The organism is Streptomyces sp. NBC_00466, from assembly GCF_041433995.1.
Taxonomy (GTDB): Bacteria; Actinomycetota; Actinomycetes; order Streptomycetales; family Streptomycetaceae; genus Streptomyces.
In genome coordinates, this window is sequence record NZ_CP107896.1 from 2,172,502 (window position 1) to 2,188,528 (window position 16,027).

General features: G+C 70.4%; 17 protein-coding genes. 12 read left to right on the forward strand and 5 right to left on the reverse strand.

Going from position 1 to position 16,027, the window contains the following annotated elements; all coding sequences use genetic code 11:
- Nucleotides 1-64: 64 nt before the first annotated feature.
- Nucleotides 65-1,669, forward strand: coding sequence for a gamma-glutamyltransferase (locus tag OG210_RS09465; RefSeq protein WP_371535766.1), 1,605 nt, complete (start codon nt 65-67; stop codon nt 1,667-1,669).
- Nucleotides 1,670-1,782: 113 nt separating this feature from the next.
- Here the strand turns inward: OG210_RS09465 and OG210_RS09470 are convergent, their stop codons facing one another.
- Together OG210_RS09470 and OG210_RS09475 are read right to left on the reverse strand one after the other, a co-directional pair.
- Nucleotides 1,783-1,992, reverse strand: a complete 210-nt coding sequence (locus OG210_RS09470) for a DUF397 domain-containing protein (RefSeq protein ID WP_328330546.1) — start codon at nt 1,990-1,992, stop codon at nt 1,783-1,785.
- A complete protein-coding gene (locus OG210_RS09475) occupies nt 1,989-2,828 on the reverse strand; it encodes a Scr1 family TA system antitoxin-like transcriptional regulator (protein ID WP_371535770.1) in 840 nt (279 codons plus the stop codon). The genes OG210_RS09470 and OG210_RS09475 overlap by 4 nt, the downstream gene beginning before the upstream one ends.
- A 92-nt stretch (nt 2,829-2,920) precedes the next feature.
- Here OG210_RS09475 and OG210_RS09480 point away from each other — a divergent pair, with 92 nt between their 5' ends.
- The 3 genes from OG210_RS09480 to OG210_RS09490 are packed head-to-tail and all read left to right on the forward strand — an operon-like array spanning nt 2,921 to nt 3,662.
- On the forward strand, nt 2,921-3,190 hold the full coding sequence (locus OG210_RS09480) for a hypothetical protein (protein ID WP_371540233.1): 270 nt from the start codon (nt 2,921-2,923) through the stop codon (nt 3,188-3,190).
- Nucleotides 3,187-3,345, forward strand: a complete 159-nt coding sequence (locus OG210_RS09485; RefSeq protein ID WP_371535773.1) for a hypothetical protein — start codon at nt 3,187-3,189, stop codon at nt 3,343-3,345. The genes OG210_RS09480 and OG210_RS09485 overlap by 4 nt, the downstream gene beginning before the upstream one ends.
- A complete protein-coding gene (locus OG210_RS09490) occupies nt 3,342-3,662 on the forward strand; it encodes a hypothetical protein (protein ID WP_371535776.1) in 321 nt (106 codons plus the stop codon). The genes OG210_RS09485 and OG210_RS09490 overlap by 4 nt, the downstream gene beginning before the upstream one ends.
- Nucleotides 3,663-3,715: 53 nt before the next feature.
- Here OG210_RS09490 and OG210_RS09495 read toward each other — a convergent pair whose 3' ends face one another.
- The gene (locus OG210_RS09495) at nt 3,716-4,087 is read right to left on the reverse strand and encodes a helix-turn-helix domain-containing protein (RefSeq protein ID WP_328330539.1); all 372 of its coding nucleotides are present in this window, start codon (nt 4,085-4,087) and stop codon (nt 3,716-3,718) included.
- 92 nt (nt 4,088-4,179) lie between these two features.
- Between OG210_RS09495 and OG210_RS09500 the strand changes: the two genes are divergently transcribed.
- The 4 genes from OG210_RS09500 to OG210_RS09515 all read left to right on the forward strand — a co-directional run bounded on the left by OG210_RS09500 (nt 4,180) and on the right by OG210_RS09515 (nt 8,630).
- Nucleotides 4,180-5,019, forward strand: coding sequence for an NAD(P)H-binding protein (locus OG210_RS09500; RefSeq protein ID WP_328330538.1), 840 nt, complete (start codon nt 4,180-4,182; stop codon nt 5,017-5,019).
- A 176-nt stretch (nt 5,020-5,195) separates the two neighbouring features.
- A complete protein-coding gene (locus OG210_RS09505; protein ID WP_328330537.1) occupies nt 5,196-6,533 on the forward strand; it encodes an erythromycin esterase family protein in 1,338 nt (445 codons plus the stop codon).
- A gap of 199 nt (nt 6,534-6,732) precedes the next feature.
- Nucleotides 6,733-7,641 (forward strand): zinc-binding dehydrogenase, encoded by a 909-nt coding sequence (locus OG210_RS09510; protein WP_328330536.1) that lies wholly within the window; start codon nt 6,733-6,735, stop codon nt 7,639-7,641.
- 71 nt (nt 7,642-7,712) lie between these two features.
- The gene (locus tag OG210_RS09515; RefSeq protein WP_328330534.1) at nt 7,713-8,630 is read left to right on the forward strand and encodes an AraC family transcriptional regulator; all 918 of its coding nucleotides are present in this window, start codon (nt 7,713-7,715) and stop codon (nt 8,628-8,630) included.
- Between the two features lie 25 nt (nt 8,631-8,655).
- Here OG210_RS09515 and OG210_RS09520 read toward each other — a convergent pair whose 3' ends face one another.
- Together OG210_RS09520 and OG210_RS09525 are read right to left on the reverse strand one after the other, a co-directional pair.
- Nucleotides 8,656-10,578, reverse strand: a complete 1,923-nt coding sequence (locus OG210_RS09520; RefSeq protein ID WP_328330532.1) for a serine/threonine protein kinase — start codon at nt 10,576-10,578, stop codon at nt 8,656-8,658.
- Nucleotides 10,579-10,736: 158 nt separating this feature from the next.
- Complete coding sequence (locus tag OG210_RS09525) at nt 10,737-12,026, reverse strand: amidohydrolase (protein ID WP_328330530.1); 1,290 nt, start codon at nt 12,024-12,026, stop codon at nt 10,737-10,739.
- A gap of 209 nt (nt 12,027-12,235) precedes the next feature.
- Here OG210_RS09525 and OG210_RS09530 point away from each other — a divergent pair, with 209 nt between their 5' ends.
- The 4 genes from OG210_RS09530 (at nt 12,236) to deoC (ending at nt 16,022) form a co-directional block, all read left to right on the forward strand.
- On the forward strand, nt 12,236-13,438 hold the full coding sequence (locus tag OG210_RS09530) for an IS110 family transposase (RefSeq protein WP_328323284.1): 1,203 nt from the start codon (nt 12,236-12,238) through the stop codon (nt 13,436-13,438).
- 225 nt (nt 13,439-13,663) lie between these two features.
- The gene (locus OG210_RS09535; RefSeq protein ID WP_328330528.1) at nt 13,664-14,311 is read left to right on the forward strand and encodes a PH domain-containing protein; all 648 of its coding nucleotides are present in this window, start codon (nt 13,664-13,666) and stop codon (nt 14,309-14,311) included.
- Between the two features lie 80 nt (nt 14,312-14,391).
- Complete coding sequence (locus OG210_RS09540) at nt 14,392-14,856, forward strand: hypothetical protein (protein WP_328330526.1); 465 nt, start codon at nt 14,392-14,394, stop codon at nt 14,854-14,856.
- Between the two features lie 143 nt (nt 14,857-14,999).
- Nucleotides 15,000-16,022 carry a deoxyribose-phosphate aldolase gene (gene deoC, locus OG210_RS09545; protein WP_328335585.1) on the forward strand — a complete coding sequence of 341 codons (1,023 nt, stop codon included), beginning with the start codon at nt 15,000-15,002 and terminating at the stop codon, nt 16,020-16,022.
- Nucleotides 16,023-16,027 lie beyond the last annotated feature (5 nt).

Sequence of the window (16,027 nt, forward strand, 5' to 3'; positions counted from 1 at the left end):
ACTGCTCCCTGCATGGGTGTACTTTCGATTTGAGAGTACATGAAATTCGAGAGCAGGAGGCGTTGTGGGACATCGTCACAGCCGGCGGCTGAGCGTTACCTCGGAGCGGGATCCGCTTGACCCCGCTGGGTGGGACCGTGCCGAGGTCGAGGAGGCGCTGGATTGGCGGCAGGTCGGCCTCGATCCGCGCCCCGCCGCCGCGAGCGGGTCGTCATCGGTACTGGTCGGGTCCACCGGACCGTTCGCCACCCTCGCGGGGCGCTACGCCCTCGACGCCGGAGGCAGTGCCACCGACGCCGTGCTGACCACGGCATTCACGCAGATCGCGCTTGCCCTCGGTTCGTGGGTCAGCTACGCCGGGTTCTTCGGGATGGTGCACCACGACTCGGCCACCGGGACCACGGCCACCGTGTCCGCCGGGTACGGGACGTTCGCCCGGGAGACCCGCCCGCTGGAGATTCCGGCCGCTCCGCAGCCGAGTGGGCGGACCGCTCTCGTCCCGGGATTCATAGCCGGCGCCCATGCGGCCCACGCGCGCTGGGGCCGGCTGTCCTGGGACCGCCTCTGGTCCCCCACGCGCCACCTCCTCGAACGCGGGGTCCCGGTGAACACGCATCTCGCGCGGCTGCTCTCCATCCGGACCGCCGTCCTGACCCGGACCGACGAGGGCCGCGCATCCTTCGCCCCGGAAGGACGGACGCCCCGCGCCGGCGAACTCGCCTTCCAGCCACGCCTCGCGGCGACCGTCGACGCGCTCGCCGAGCACGGACCGGACTGGATGTACCGGGGGCCGTGGGCGGAACACTTCGTGTCCCTGGTCGGCCGTGAGGGCGGACACGCCACGCTGGAGGACCTCGCGGACTACCGCGCACGCTGTTCCGCTCCCGCGCGCGGATCCTTCGCCGGCCACGAGATCGCGACCCTGCCCGCCCCGGACACCGGCGGCACCGACCTCCTGGCAGCCCTCGCCCGCCTGGACGCGGCAGGGATCGGCGAGCCGTCGCAGGACCCCGACGCCCTGGCCGGGTTGCTCACGGCCCTCGACGGAACTCCGTCCCCGGGAAGCCACTCGGACTACGTGCTGGCCGTCGACAATGAGGGCAACACCGCCTCCCTGTGCCACAGCATCAACACCGCGATGTGGGGCACCACCGGCATCGTCGTCGACGGCATCCCCCTCCCCGATCCCGCAGCGTTCCAGCAAGCCGCGCTCGCCCGGATCGCCCCCGGCGACCACCTCCCGATGCCCTCCGAACCGGCCATCGCCTTCCGCCACGGGCGCCCCGTACTCGCCTGCAGCAGCATCGGCGTCGGGCTGCACCCGGCCACCGTGCTCGGCCTGCACCGCGTCCTCGCACTCGGGCAACCCGTCGAGACGGCCGTCGACGCGCCGCTCGTGCACGGTCACAACTTCGCCTTCGGCGACTCGGTGACCTCGATACTCACCCACGGCGAGCCGGACGACGTCAGCCGTGTCCTCGACGACCGCTTCCCACCGGCGTACGTGGCCGCCGCGCGGAGCGCCGGGCACGCCGTGTCCCCTCGACCCGCCGAAGACCCGTTGCTGCCACGCGGCTTCTGGGCTGCCATCACCACCGACCCGCACACCGGTCGGCACACGGGGGCACGGACCCCCTACGGCCAGGGCCCTGTGCGCACGGCCGGGTAGTGCGCCCAGGGCGGCTTCCATGATCTGAGGCGTGCCGCGGACAGCGAGAAGCCCCACCGTGCGCCGTCGCACGATGGGGCAACTCCGAGCCGGTACGCGTGGGGCCTGGGCGGTCAGACGGCGTCGAACTCTCCGGCCTTGACGCCCGTAACGAAGGAAACGAACGCACCGGCCGTGAGGCCCAGGACGGGGCCGCCCGGGTTCTTGGAGTCACGGACGGGGACCACGCCGCGCGAGGCGACCAGGTTGGTGGCGACCTCGATGCAGTCGCCGCCGTTGTTGCTGTACGAGGACGTGAACCAACGGGGGGATTCGGTCGTCATGGGGTGCCCTTTCGCAACTGGTTGATCATGCCCACGTACGCCTCCTGAGACAGCGATACGGCCTGGAGTTGATGGTAGGCCGTCAACATGGGCATCACGGATGGCCCCTCTCGGTCCACATACCCCTGGGCTTGGGACTCGGCGTAACTGATCACCGACCGGTCCGGCAGCGTCAGGAGGGTCATGGGCAGATCGAAGGTGCGCCGCTCACCTATCGCGTACGGTGCCACCTGCAACAGCGAGTTGGGCTGCTCTGCGAACTCGACCAGCCGCGCCAGCTGGGCATCCATGACGGCAGGCCCACCGATGGGCCGACGAATGCAGCTCTCGTCCAGGGTCACGAACAGCATGGGCAGCCGGGGCCGCACCAGTGCGGCCTGCCGTTCCGCCAGGAACGAGATCCGCTCGTTCGCCTGGTCGGGCGTGATGGCGCCCCGCCGCACAGCGCTGTCCGCCAACACCCGTGCGTACTCCGGCGTCTGGAGCAGGCCGGGAATGATCCCGAGGTTGAAGATACGGATTTCTGCTGCCCGGCCCTCGTGACCCACGTACTGCGGGAAGCCCTCCAGCAGCGAGCCGTGTCGGATCTCGCGCCATTCACGCTCGAACGAGTCAGCGGTATCGACGGTCCCGAACGCAACATCAGTGCTGCGTGTAAAACGTAGAGTTGGCGGTTTACGGCCAGTTTCAACTGCCGAAATATGCCTGCCCGAGTAGCCGACCAGCTCGGCGAATTCGTCCTGAGTCCAGCCACGCGCCTCGCGTAATCTGCGTAGCCGCGCCCCGAAAGCCTCTGCCGGACTCGCTTCGGGATTCAACTCCTTGCGATTTACCAACGTGCCCTCCGCATACAGAACGTTGAAGACATCTCAACCGTAGGTCACGCTGAGCCCGCCTGGTAGTGGAATGACTACGGAGAGGAGCGATGGTGGCTGCACAGAACAGCACCCCGAACGGGCAGGAACCCTCGTACGTCCCGGATCTCGGCACGCTCATGGTCGATACGGGGCACGGCAACCGGACCGGCGAGTTTCGTGGGCTGGCCGGCCCGTACTGGTCACTGCGACCAGTCAGCGGCGGCGCCGAATGGGAAGCCGTCCCGGAGCAGGTGCGGACCCCGACTCGCATAGAGCTCCTGACCGCCGAGATCGCACGGATCAACGCCCGGAGCCGGAGCCACAGGAGGCTGGGATCGTGACACCCACGACCGATGACGAACCATGCACGCGGTGCGAGGAGTTCGACCTCGCGGAGGCGGTCGCCAAGGCCGAGGGTGACGCGAGCCGGGAAACCGACTGCCGGGTTCTGCGCAGGCGGCACCGGCAGGCCGAGCACGGAGGGCAGCAGCCGTGACGCTCCCACTGATCCGGCTGGTCTTCGCCGCAGGATCCGTACAGGCCCGCCTACGCCGGTACCTGCCCCGCATCATGCGCGTACTCGCCCCACAACGCCCCGGCCTGCCCGCCCTGTTCGCCGAACTGCAACGCATCGAGTCCGACCTCGCCTACCGCACCCGGTTCTTCGCCGGGCTCAACGCCGCAGTCGCCGAGCGGAACGCGGAACGCATCGCTGAACTGGAAGCACTCCGAACCGCCGTCGACCAACTCCGGAACCTGGTCCATCCGGCGAAGACAACGACACCGGCACCGGCACACATGCCGCACAACTGACGGACAGCCGACCGCGATCGGGCTTGCGCGGTTCCACGCCGGCCGGCGCCGCGCTATCCCGCGACGCGCGGCGACAGCCGCCGGGTGATCAGGTCGAACAGATCCGTCAGCGGCTCGCCGACCTCCCGGCCGAACTCGGTCAGCCCGTAGGTTACTTGGGGCGGCGTCGTCGGCTCGACCTCCCGCCGGAGCAGGCCGTCCTGGACCAGCGACCGCAGGGTCTGGGCGAGCATCTTCTCGCTGACGCCGTGGATGCTCTCGCGGAGCTCGTAGAACCGAAGGTCACCGCTCCGCAAGGAGATCAGCACCCAGATCCCCCACCTGCTGGTCACATGGTCGACCATGTCGCGGGCGGGGCAGTCGGTGTGAAACACGTCATACCGCTGCCCCGGCTCGACCTGTCTGCGCTGCACGCTCTCCCCCATGCCATGAGCTTACTTCAAGGTATGTCCTTACGAAGAGTTAGCCCGCACTCCTAGCGTGAAGCCCACAGAGGACATCCGAAAAGGAGCTCATCATGATCGTGGTTACCGGGGCTACCGGAAACATCGGCCGGCCGTTGACGCAGGCGCTGGCCGAGGCGGGCCGGCAAGTGACGGCGGTGTCACGGCACTCGGCGGCGGTACCGGACGGCGTCCGTCACATGGTGGCCGACCTGGCCGAGCCGGCCGGCCTCAAGCCGGCGCTGGCCGGGGCGGATGCGCTGTTCCTGTTGCTGTCCGGCGACCTGCACGCCACGGGAGCCGGCCATGCCGACCTCATCGGCCAGGCCGCGGACAGCGGGGTCCGCCGGGTCGTCCTGCTCTCCACGCTGGGCGTGGTGACCAGGCCCTTCGGCCCGACGCGGATCGCGATGCGCGCGCTGGAGGACACGCTGCGGGCGTCCGGCCTGGAGTGGTCCATCCTGCGGCCGGGCGGCTTCGCCTCCAACGCCCTGTGGTGGGCCGAGTCCGTCCGCGCGCAACAGGTCGTCGCCGCGCCCTTCGGCGACGTCGGTGTGCCCGTCATCGACCCGGCGGACATCGCCGCTGTCGCGGCGTCCTGTCTGCTGGACGACCAGCAGACCGGCGGCGTGTACGAGCTGACCGGCCCGGAGGTGATCACTCCGCGCCGGCAGACGGAGGCCATCGCCGCTGCGCTGGGCTCGCCGGTGAAGTTCCACGAACTCACCCGCGACGAGGCCAAGGCGGCCATGACCCAGAGCATGCCGGCGGAGCTCGCCGACGACACTCTGGACATCATCGGTTCCCCGAGCCCGGCCGAGCAGCGCGTCAGCCCGGACGTCGAGCGGGTCCTCGGCCGCGCCCCGCGCCCCTTCGCCGACTGGGCTGCCCGCAATGTGGCCGCGTTCCGCTGAGCCAGGGATGTGATGTCCCGCCGATGTGATGTCCCGCGCTGGCACCGGATCCCGGCCCTGGTCATGGGGCTATCCCCCGGGAAAAGTGTCGGGCCGGTCCCAGTGTGCCCAGGGTGCCGTGGGCGTGACGATCTTCTCAGCAACACCCGACGTCACCTGGGTTGAGGAGTAATCACATGATCGGCACTGGGAAGCGGCTGGCGGCTGCGGCTCTCGTCCTGGCCGCGACGATGGCCCCCGCGACGGCGGCGTACGCGTCACCGGCGAAGTCCGCACCCGCCACCGTGCCGGACCCCGTTCGCGCGCTGGACCGGATCGGCCATCCGCTGCAGTCGGCGGAGCCGGGCACCGGCACGGCTGACCTGCGCGCCCTCGGGGCAATGGTCGGCGATGCGAAGGTGGTGGGCCTGGGCGAGGCCACGCACGGCTCGCACGAGTTCTTCGCGCTGAAGGACCGGGTCTTCCGTTACCTCGTGGAGCAGAAGGGGTTCACCACCTTCGGACTGGAGATGAGCTGGTCAGCGGGGCTGCGGATCGACGACTACCTCCAGCACGGCAAGGGCGACGCACGGCAGGTCGTACACGAGACGATGGCAGGGTCGCCCTGGGACCGTGAGGAGTTCGTGACCCTCGTCCAGTGGATGCGCGACCACAACCGCCGGCACCCCGACCGCCCTGTCCACTTCCTGGGCGACGACATCGGCGCGCCCAGCCTGGACAAGCCCGTCTTCGACGCGGTCACCGAGTACATACGGCAGAACCGTCCGGAGTCCCTGCCGCGCCTGAACGACCTCCTCACCGTCGTGCGCCCGCTCGACGATGCCATCGGCTACCTGAACCGACCGCTCGCGGAGCGGCAGCAGAACGCGGCCAGCGCACAGCAGCTGCTCAAGCTGATGGAAGGTCAGGGTACGCCGGGCAACGACGACTTCGAGTTCGCCCTGCAGAACGCCCGCAACATCGCCGAGACCTACACCTTCCTCAGCGTCGACGTCGGCGACCAGGAATCCTTGACCGCCATGGAGCGCTACCGCGACCAGGTGATGGCCGAGACCACGGCGTGGTGGCAGCGGCGTTCCGGCGGCAGGATCCTGCTGTCGGCCGCCGACGACCATGTCGGCTACACCGCCACCGACCCCACGACGTACCCGAAGACCCAGGGCTCGTTCCTGCGCGACGCCCTCGGCACGGACTACCTCGCTATCGGCACCACCTTCGACCAGGGGTCCTTCCTCTCCAAGGGCCAGGCCCTCGGCGGCGACTGGAAGTCGTTCACCGTTCCCCCTGCCGGCCCCAACACGAACGAATACACGCTCGACCAGGTCCGGTACCGCGACTACTACGCCGACCTGCGCAGGGCCCCGGCCGCGGCCCGCAACTGGCTGGACGTCTCGCGCCCGACGTACGACGTCGGCACCCAGTTCCCGGTCGACGGGACACCCGAGATCGCCATCGGCCGGGCCTACGACGTCCTGGTCCACCTCCACACCGTCCGAGCGGCGAAGAAGCTGTAACACCCGGAGGCCGGCCGGCGCGGCCACCGGGACCGCGGCAGCCTGACACAGATCGTCAACTGATTGATTCTCACTGGTCTGGTCGCTGTCCCGGTCCTGCGTAAGGGTTCCAAGCAGGCGGCAGTGCGGCATTCGCGCACTCGATCTGCTGCCGCGCCGCGTGTTCAGGCGCATCCACGAGCGAAGGAAACACACCCCTATGCGCGCCCTTGTGGTCGATCACAGTGACGCCGGACCCATCCGGTTCGCCGATGTCGATGAGCCCGTACCGTCCACCGGCGATGCGTTGGTGGAGATACGGCACATCGGTCTCAACTTCGGAGAGCTGAATTACGTAAACCAGTGGCCGGCCGGCGCTGTGCACGGTCACGACGCGGCCGGCATCGTGGTGCGCGCCGCATCCGACGGCTCGGGGCCGCCCGAAGGCACGCGCGTCGCAGTGGGAATGGCTCCCCACGCGTGGGCGGAGCGGGTGGCAGTCAGTCCCGCCTCGCTCGGCACCGTCCCCGAGGGCGTGGACCTGGCCGACGCCGCCGCGCTGGGGGTCGCCGGAGTCACCGCATTCCGGGTGCTGCGCAAGCGTTCCCTGCTGGCGCGCAACGTTCTTGTCACCGGCGCCAGCGGGGGCGTGGGGCACTTCGCCGTCCAGCTGGCGGCGCTGGCGGGCGCCCGGGTGACGGCGCTCGTCGGTTCGCCGGAGCGGGCCGCCGGACTCCGTGAACTCGGTGCCGACAAGGTCCTGACCGACCTGGCCGGGACCGGGGACCGGTTCGACCTCGTCCTGGACACGGTCGGCGGGCCGCTGGTGGCCCAGGCGTGGAGTTCCCTCGCCGAGGGCGGCACCATCCACCTGGTCGGTTACTCCTCGGGGCAGGAAACCACGTTCCCGTCAGGGGCCTTGTTCGGCTTCGGCGAACCCCGCAGCATCGCCACCTACGGCGACATGACACCGACCGGCGGGGAGCTGACCGACCTGCTGGGCCTCATGGCCGCCGGGAGGCTCTCGGCACCCGTCGGACTGCGAGGCGGCTGGCAGAACGTGGACGACGCCGTCCAGGCGCTGTTCGCGCGGAAGGTGCACGGAAAGGTCGTTCTTGACGTGGCCTGAAGCTGTGGACGAGGACACATGCGCCCTCGGCCGTCGGTGGGCGGTGCGCGGCGGTGGACGAGAATGGACCCATGGATGTGCTGGCGGAGGTCTTGCGTGTTTCGGGTGCGCGTGGGGCGCTCGGGGTCATGCTGAAGGCCGGAGGAACCTGGGGCCTGTGGCTGGACTCCGCTCCAGGAGCGGCACTGCACGTGGTGTCCCGCGGCACCATGTGGCTCCACGTCCCAGGCGAGAAACCCCTTCAGGTGCAGGCCGGAGACGCCGTCCTGGTGTCGCCGGGCACCGCACACGGGATAGCCGGCGGCGCCGGCGTGACGATGGGTTCCTGCGACCGTGCGGCGGCGGCCCGGTCTTTTGGCGACGGCCGGGCCCTCCGGCTGGGCTCGGCGCCGGTGCAGACGGAAGTGATCGTCCTGCACTACGAGCAGGACCCGGAGGTGCGCACACCGGTGCTTACCTCCCTCGCCCGGCCGCTGCACGTCACAGCCCGCCAGAACGCACAGCTCAGAAGGACCGCCGAACTTCTCGCTGCGGAACTCGCACAGCCGCAGATCGGTACCACCGCCGCCATCAACAGCATCGTCGACCTTCTGCTCGTCCAGTTCGTACGCGCCTGGTTGGACCGGCACCCCCTGGAGCAGACCGGCTCATGGCTGGGAGCGATGCGTGATCCGGTCGTGCGCGACGCTCTGGCATGTGTCCACGCCCAACCGGGACACCCCTGGACCACGGAGACCCTGGCCGCCGCGACGAGCGTCTCCCGGGCGACGCTGTCCAGGCGTTTCCGGTCCGCCCTCGGACAGACGCCGGGCGCGTACATAACGCAGTGGCGCATCGACCTGGCATCCGTCCGGCTCCGCGATACCGATGAGCCGGTCGAGTCGATCTCCGGCGCGGTCGGCTACGCCTCTCCGCACGCTTTCAGCCGTGCCTTCAGACGTGCCCGAGGCACGGCCCCGGGCGAGTACCGTTCCCGACTTCGCAAATGATCCGGCCTGATCCGAACGGAAGGCCCTAGTGGTTGGACCACTGCTGGGCGCCGTTGGAAGAGCTACAGGCGGCGAGGACCAGGCCGTACAACTTGTCGGCGGTGATGCACTGACCGTAGGTCGGGTTGCGGAACTCGTGTCCGGACGGGCCGATCGTCCAGCGCTGCGCGTCCCCCACCCCGCAGGGGCCGGCTCCGATCATGGAGCCCGCGGTGCCGTCCGCGGTGAGACAGCCTGTCATCGTGCCGTTGTTGTACACCTCGAAGCCGCCGCCGGAGAGGGACTTGAAGCCCCACACCTGATCTGCGGCGGAACTGCAGGCGACGGTTTCGGCGCGGCCGTTGCCGTCGTTGCGGAGGCACTCGCCGTTGGAGGCGATGCGCAGGCGGTGGCTGCCCTTCGGGGTCAGCGAGCCGCCGCTGGAGCCACCGGAGCCGGTGGAACCTCCGCCGGACGAACCCGACGCGCCCGACGACCCTGACGATCCCGACGACCCCGATGACCCTGCGGCGCCCGATGTCCCCTTGGAGCCGGACCCACCGCTGGTGCCGCTCCCGCCACCGGTTGAGCTGCCGCCACCGCTCGATTTCTTCGGGCCCCCGTCGCTTCCCTGCGGCTTCGGCCCGCCCTTGTCGTCGCCCCCGCCCTTCTTCTTCGCCCCCTTGGAAGGAGAACTGCTGGGATTGCTCGGTGAGTTACTGCCGGATGGAGTGACACTCGCACTGACGGCCGGTGGCCGGCCGTGCGTTGCGTGCCCGCCGCCGTCCTGGACATGGGGGAGCAGGGCGAACGTGCCGCCGCCGGCCGCGAGTACGACGACGACCGGCAGCCCGATGAGCTTGACCCGTCGGCGGGGCCGCCGTTCCGGTTCCCGCGCCGGGGCGTCGGTGCCCGCAGGCGCGGGGACGGCACCCGGGGCCCCGGACTGCGGCCGCAGTCCGACCGTCGCCCGGTCCACGGCCTCCTCCCGGGGCTCGGGCTCCTCACGCAGCGGCACCGCCTCGGCGTCGAGCAGCCGTGCGGACTGCTGCGCGAGGTGCGCGATGACGTCGGCGGGCAGCCAGGACCCCTTGGCGGCCGTCGGCCGGACCCGCTCGGGGTCGTCCAACAGGGCGGCCACATCGGGCCGTTGCCCGGGGTCCTTGTCCAGGCACCGGGTGATGAGCGCCCGCAGCGCCGGATCCTCCACACCTTCCAGGTCCGGCTCGCCCTGGGTGATCTGGAACATGACGGAGTGCTGGTTGCTCGCGCCGTGCCCGAACGGCAACCGCCCCGTCGCCGCGTACATGAGCACGCACCCGAGGGTGAAGACATCGCTCCTGGGCTGGGCCCGCTGCCCCCGGATCTGCTCCGGCGCCATGAAGCCGGGCGACCCGATGACCATCCCCGTGCTGGTGAGCAGCGACTCGACGGAGGTCGTCAGGGCGCGCGCGATGCCGAAGTCGATGATGCGGGTGCCGTCCACGGTCAGCATGACGTTCGACGGTTTCAGGTCGCGGTGCACGATCCCGGCGTCGTGGATGTCCTTCAGGGCGCGCAGCAGCCCGTCCGCCAGGGCGTGCACGGCCTCAGTGGGCAACGGCCCGTACCGCCGCACGACCTGCTCCAGGGAGAGTCCGGGGACATACCCCGTGGCGACCCAGGGAGGCCTGGCGTCCGGATCGGCGTCGAGTACGGGCGCGGTGTAGCGCTCCCCCACCCGACGGGCCGCATCGATCTCCCGCCGGAACCGCGCCCGGAACTGCGCGTCGGAGACATGCTCCTCGTGCACCACCTTCACCGCGACGGTGCGCCCGCCCTCCGAGCGTGCGAGGAACACCCGCCCCATGCCGCCGGCTCCGAGCCGCCCGAGCAGCAGGTACGGCCCGATGCGGGCCGGGTCGAAGGCGGTGAGGGGCTTGATACCGCCCTCGTCCTGCCCGTCCCCGTCCTCGTTCGTGCCGCTCATGGTGATCTGGCCCCCGGTCTTCCAGCTGCCGCCTGGCCAGCGGCGTAAGTCGGCGTAACTCGGTGGAGAATACGCCCTGTTGAGGCGCACCGTGAAGGTGGGCAGACCTGGTGGGGGCGGGTCGACAACTGCCTCACCCGTCCCGCGCCAAGACCGACTCAGTCCCGGCCGCCCGGCGATTCCGCACCCGTCCCCAGCCACTCCAGCGCGGCGACCGTCAGCGCCGCCACCCCCGTGTCCAGGGTCGGCTGCATCACCGGGGCGAAGTGCGGGCTGTGGTTGACCGGGATGTCCTGGGCCACCGTGCCGTTCCTGACCGCGTCCGCGAACTTCGCCGGGTCCGCGCCGCCGAACCCCCAGTAGGCGAACGGCGCGTCGAAGGCGCGCGGGATCTGGCTGAAGTCCTCGCTGGCCGTCTGGAGTTCGATCGTGCCCGCGTCGTCGCCGAAGTGCGCCGCGAACGCCTTCGCCAGCCGGTCCGCGACCTCCGCGTCGTTCACCGTGGCCGGGAACGAGGTGATGTGCTCGATGCTCGGCTCCTTCGGCGCGTTCGAAGCGGTCGCCTCCGCCCGTACACAGCGTTCTACCGCGTCCCGCACCTGGCGACGGGTCGTCTCGTCGTACGTGCGGACGTTCAGCAGGATGACGGCGCTGTCGGGGATGACATTCGGGCTCGCGCCGGCCTGGATGCTGCCGACCGTCAGTACGGCGGGCGTGGTGGGGGCGAGTTCGCGGGATACGACCGTCTGGAGCCGCACCACGCACAGCGCCGCCAGCACCACCGGGTCGACGGCGAACTGCGGCATGGAACCGTGGCCGCCGCGCCCGTACAGCGTGATGCGCAGACTGTCCGCGGCCGACAGGAACGAGCCGGGGCGCACCCCCACATAGCCCGCCGGGTACGGCAGCACGTGCTGGGCAAGAGCCACGTCCGGGCGCGGGATCCGGTCGGCGAGACCGTCGTCGACCATCGCGTCGGCGCCGTCGCCGTTCTCCTCCGACGGCTGGAACAGTACGGTCAGCGTCCCCCGCCACGCCTTCGGGGACGCGGCCATCAGCCGGGCGAAGCCGAGCAGGCAGGTGACGTGGGTGTCGTGCCCGCAGGCGTGCATCACCGGTACGTCCGCACCGTCCGCGTCCGTGGTGGTCACCGTCGACGCGTACGGCAGCCCGGTGTCCTCCCGGACCGGCAGCGCGTCCATGTCCGCGCGCAGCAGCACCGTGGGGCCGTCGCCGTTGGCCAGGACGCCGACCACGCCGGTGCCGCCGATTCCTTCCGTGACCCGGTACCCCCACTCCCGCAGCCGCCCGGCCACCCGCGACGCGGTCCGCCGCTCGGCCAGGCCCAGCTCGGGATGGGCGTGGAGGTCCCGGTAGAAGTCCTCAAGATCGTCGCGGATGGCGTCCAGACCGCCGAGGATGCCGTCGGCGCCGGAGGTGCTGGTCATGGGGATCCCTAAGAATGTGAGGCGGTCCGGGAGGACCGGGTGTGGCTGATGAGGGTCTGTCGTTGATGACTTGGAAGGAATGGCCGCCCGGTCCTCCGGGACGCTCCGACCACTGATTGAGAACTGCGGTTATCGCTGGTTAGGGACCTGTCGGCGGGGTGTTCTTCGGACCGTGAAGTGCTGGTCACGAGGGACATGGAGCGACGGCTTTGAGCACGTCTGGCAGGCGGATATGGGTCGGCATCGACGCCGGCAAGGGACACCACTGGGCCGTGGCCCTCGACGCGGACGGCGAGACGCTGTTCTCCACAAAGGTCATCAACGACGAGACGCAGATCCTCACCCTGATCGAGACCGCCCGCGAGAAGGCGGACGAGGTGCGGTGGGCGGTGGACATCTCCGGCCGGGCTTCCACCCTGCTCGTGGCCCTGCTGGTCGCGCACGGCCAGCAGGTTGTCTACGTGCCCGGGCGGACCGTCAACCGCATGACCGGCGCCTACAAGGGCGAGGGGAAGACCGATGCCAAGGACGCCCGGGTCATCGCCGACCAGGCCCGCATGCGGCGGGACTTCGCTCCCCTCGACACACCCCCCGAGCTGGTCTCGGATCTGAGGGTGCTGACGAACTACCGGGCCGATCTGATCGCCGACCGGGTCAGGATCATCAACCGGCTCCGCGACCTGCTGGTCGGCATCTGCCCCGCACTGGAACGTGCCTTCGACTACTCCTCGGCCAAGGGCCCGGTCGTCATGCTGACCGAGTACCAGACCCCGGCCGCCCTGCGCCGGATTGGCGTCAAGCGGCTGACCACCTGGCTGGAACGACGCAAGGTCCGCGGCGCCGACACCGTAGCGGCCAGGGCATTCGAGGCCGCCCGGTCCCAGCAGATCACGCTGCCCGGCGAGAAGCGGGCTGCGAAACTGGTCTGCGATCTCGCTCACCAGCTCCTGGCCCTGGACGAGCGGATCAAGGACAACGACCGGGAGATCCGCGAGACCTTCCGATCCGACGACCGTGCGGAGATCATCGAGTCCATGCCCGGCATGGGCCCGATCCTCGGTGCCGAGTTCGTCGCCATCGTCGGTGACCTGTCCGGCTACCGCGATGCGGGCCGCCTGGCCTCGCACGCCGGCCTGGCACCGGTGCCCCGGGACTCCGGCCGCCGCACCGGAAACCACCACCGGCCCAAGCGCTACAACCGTCGCCTGCGACACGTCTTCTACATGGCCGCACAGACCGCGATGATGCGACCCGGTCCCTCCCGGGACTACTACCTCAAGAAGCGGGGCGAAGGACTGCTGCACACCCAGGCCCTGCTCGCGCTCGCCCGACGCCGGATCGACGTGCTCTGGGCGATGCTGCGTGACGGAAGGCTCTTCACCTCCGCCCCACCGGTCACGCAGGCGGCTTGACACGATCATTGAGATTCCTTCCCGAAGGCCGAGATACACCGAGACAGGTCGAGAGACGCCGAGATCGCTGAGATCCCTGAGATCGCCGAGATCGCTGAGGCGTGCCGCCAGGCAGGTACGGGACCGGCGCCCCCACCATCGTGGCGAGCCCCGGGAGAGCTGTCACCTCCAGCCGCACCGACCGCCGTGCCGCCCCCGCCCGGCCCGTCAGGCAGAATCGGGTGTATGACCCCTGAGCACTCCACGCCGAAGCCCCCCGACCCGGTCTACGCCGACCGGGTCTACCGGTCACTCGCCGGGCTCGCGGGTGGCGTGCTGCTGCTCGCCCTCGCTCTCTGGCTGGGCATCGACGCCCTCGTCAGCGGCCACGGGAACACCCCCTGGCTGGCCCTCGCGGGGCTGCTCTTCGTGATTCCGCTGGTGGTCGCCTTCACCCTGCGGCCCGCCGTGTACGCCAACGACGACCGGCTCAGGATCCGTAACCCCTTCCGTTCGATCACGCTTCCCTGGGCATGCGTCGACGACATCCGCGCCGCGTACTCCACCGAGGCGTTCGCGGGCGGCAACAAGTACCAGCTCTGGGCCGTGCCCGTGTCGCTGCGCCGCCGCAAGCGGGCCAACATCCAGCAGATGCGGGCCGCCGCGCCCGGTGCCGGGCAGCGCCAGAACCGCAATCCGTTCGCCCAGGGCGCGGACGCCGATCAGGGCCGCGCGCCCTCCGACCAGTCGGTCATCGAGCTGCGCGAGCTCTCGGAGCGCGGCAGCGACCGGCCGACGGCGCAGGGCACCCCCGAGGTCCGCTGGGCCTACGAGATCATGGCCCCGGCTGTGGCGGGCGCCGTCCTGCTCGGCGTGCTCCTCGCCGTGGGCTGAACCGGCTGATTCCCGGAGCCTGAAACCGGGGTGTCCCCAAGTCGGGCCGGATCAGCTCCACTTGTGCTGGAATCTGGGCCATGACCGATGTTCGTGAGGAGACCGGTACGGCCTCGTCCAGTGACCTGTCCGGTGGCCCGGCGGGTCGCCTGCTCGCCGAGACCGAGCGGTTGCGCGACGAAGCACACCGGAAGACGACTCTCGCCAACCGGCGGGCCGCGTTCTGGGCGGTCGCCGATATCGTCCTGGGCTTCCCCGCGGCCCTGCTCGCCGCGGTGTCCGGCGCGGCGGGTCTGGCCACGTCGGATGCGCGCACCCCTGCGGCGCTGCTGGCCCTGACCGCTGCGGGGCTGTCGGCAGGGGCCGGGTTCCTGCGCAGCGACATGAGACGAATGGGCCACAAACGCGCCCGGAAGGCGTGGGCCGCTCTGGAGGGCGAGGCCACGGTCGCGTTGACGCAGGAGCACGTGGATCAAGAATCCCTCCGCAGCCTGTTCGTGATGCGCCAGGCCGCACTGACCGCCTACGAAGGTGACGACGCCTGACCGCGGGTGCCGCACGGCACGACTGGGGCCACCCGCCGTACCGCACGGCACAGCGGAGGGCCCCCGCCACCCCACTCCCACCAGGAGGATCACCGTCCCCCTGTACAGGTCGCTACGCGCGTAGATATGCTCATCTGGTGACCATGCCCACCACCGCCCCCTCCCCCGGCGCCCCCAGCGAAGGACCCGCCTCCCGCCCGGGAGACGCTCCCTCCGCCGGCGGCCTCGCCGACGTGACCGCATCCGACAGCGCGCTGCGCCGCTTCCTGCACGGTCTGCCCGGCGTCGACGCCGTGGGCCTGGAAGCCCGCGCCGCCGCCCTCGGCACCCGTTCGATCAAGACCACGGCGAAGGCGTACGCCATCGACCTGGCCATCTCGATGATCGACCTGACCACGCTCGAAGGCGCCGACACCCCGGGCAAGGTCCGGGCGCTCGCCGCCAAGGCCGTCCACCCCGACCCGACCGACCGCACGACCCCGATGACGGCCGCCGTCTGTGTCTACCCGGACATGGCCGCCACCGCGAAGGCCGCGCTGAACGGCGCGGACGTGAAGGTCGCGTCCGTCGCCACCGCCTTCCCGGCGGGCCGGGCCGCGCTGCCGGTGAAGCTCGCCGATGTGCGGGACGCCGTCGCGGCGGGGGCCGACGAGATCGACATGGTGATCGACCGGGGCGCGTTCCTCTCCGGCCGCTACCTCTCGGTGTTCGAGGAGATCCAGGCCGTCAAGGCCGAGTGCGTACGGCCCGGGGGCACGGACGCCCGGCTGAAGGTGATCTTCGAGACCGGCGAGCTGTCGACGTACGACAACATCCGCCGCGCCTCCTGGATCGGCATGATGGCGGGCGCGGACTTCATCAAGACGTCGACCGGCAAGGTCGCGGTCAACGCCACCCCCGCCAACACCCTGCTGATGCTGGAGGCGGTCCGCGACTTCCGCGCACAGACCGGCGTCCAGGTCGGCGTGAAGCCCGCCGGCGGGATCCGCTCCACCAAGGACGCGATCAAGTTCCTGGTGCTGGTCAACGAGACCGCGGGAGCCGACTGGCTGGACAGCCACTGGTTCCGCTTCGGCGCCTCCAGCCTGCTGAACGACCTGCTGATGCAGCGGCAGAAGCTCAGCACCGGCCGCTACTCCGGTCCCGACTACGTGACGGTGGACTGATCACC

Bases quoted from the DNA above. Each gene is read 5' to 3' on its own strand.
- OG210_RS09470 (WP_328330546.1), bottom strand. From the start codon at position 1,992: ATGACGACCGAATCCCCCCGTTGGTTCACGTCCTCGTACAGCAACAAC.
- OG210_RS09495 (WP_328330539.1), bottom strand. From the start codon at position 4,087: ATGGGGGAGAGCGTGCAGCGCAGACAGGTCGAGCCGGGGCAGCGGTAT.
- OG210_RS09500 (WP_328330538.1), top strand. From the start codon at position 4,180: ATGATCGTGGTTACCGGGGCTACCGGAAACATCGGCCGGCCGTTGACG.
- OG210_RS09505 (WP_328330537.1), top strand. From the start codon at position 5,196: ATGATCGGCACTGGGAAGCGGCTGGCGGCTGCGGCTCTCGTCCTGGCC.
- OG210_RS09510 (WP_328330536.1), top strand. From the start codon at position 6,733: ATGCGCGCCCTTGTGGTCGATCACAGTGACGCCGGACCCATCCGGTTC.
- OG210_RS09515 (WP_328330534.1), top strand. From the start codon at position 7,713: ATGGATGTGCTGGCGGAGGTCTTGCGTGTTTCGGGTGCGCGTGGGGCG.
- OG210_RS09520 (WP_328330532.1), bottom strand. From the start codon at position 10,578: ATGAGCGGCACGAACGAGGACGGGGACGGGCAGGACGAGGGCGGTATC.
- OG210_RS09525 (WP_328330530.1), bottom strand. From the start codon at position 12,026: ATGACCAGCACCTCCGGCGCCGACGGCATCCTCGGCGGTCTGGACGCC.
- OG210_RS09535 (WP_328330528.1), top strand. From the start codon at position 13,664: ATGACCCCTGAGCACTCCACGCCGAAGCCCCCCGACCCGGTCTACGCC.
- OG210_RS09540 (WP_328330526.1), top strand. From the start codon at position 14,392: ATGACCGATGTTCGTGAGGAGACCGGTACGGCCTCGTCCAGTGACCTG.
- deoC (WP_328335585.1), top strand. From the start codon at position 15,000: ATGCCCACCACCGCCCCCTCCCCCGGCGCCCCCAGCGAAGGACCCGCC.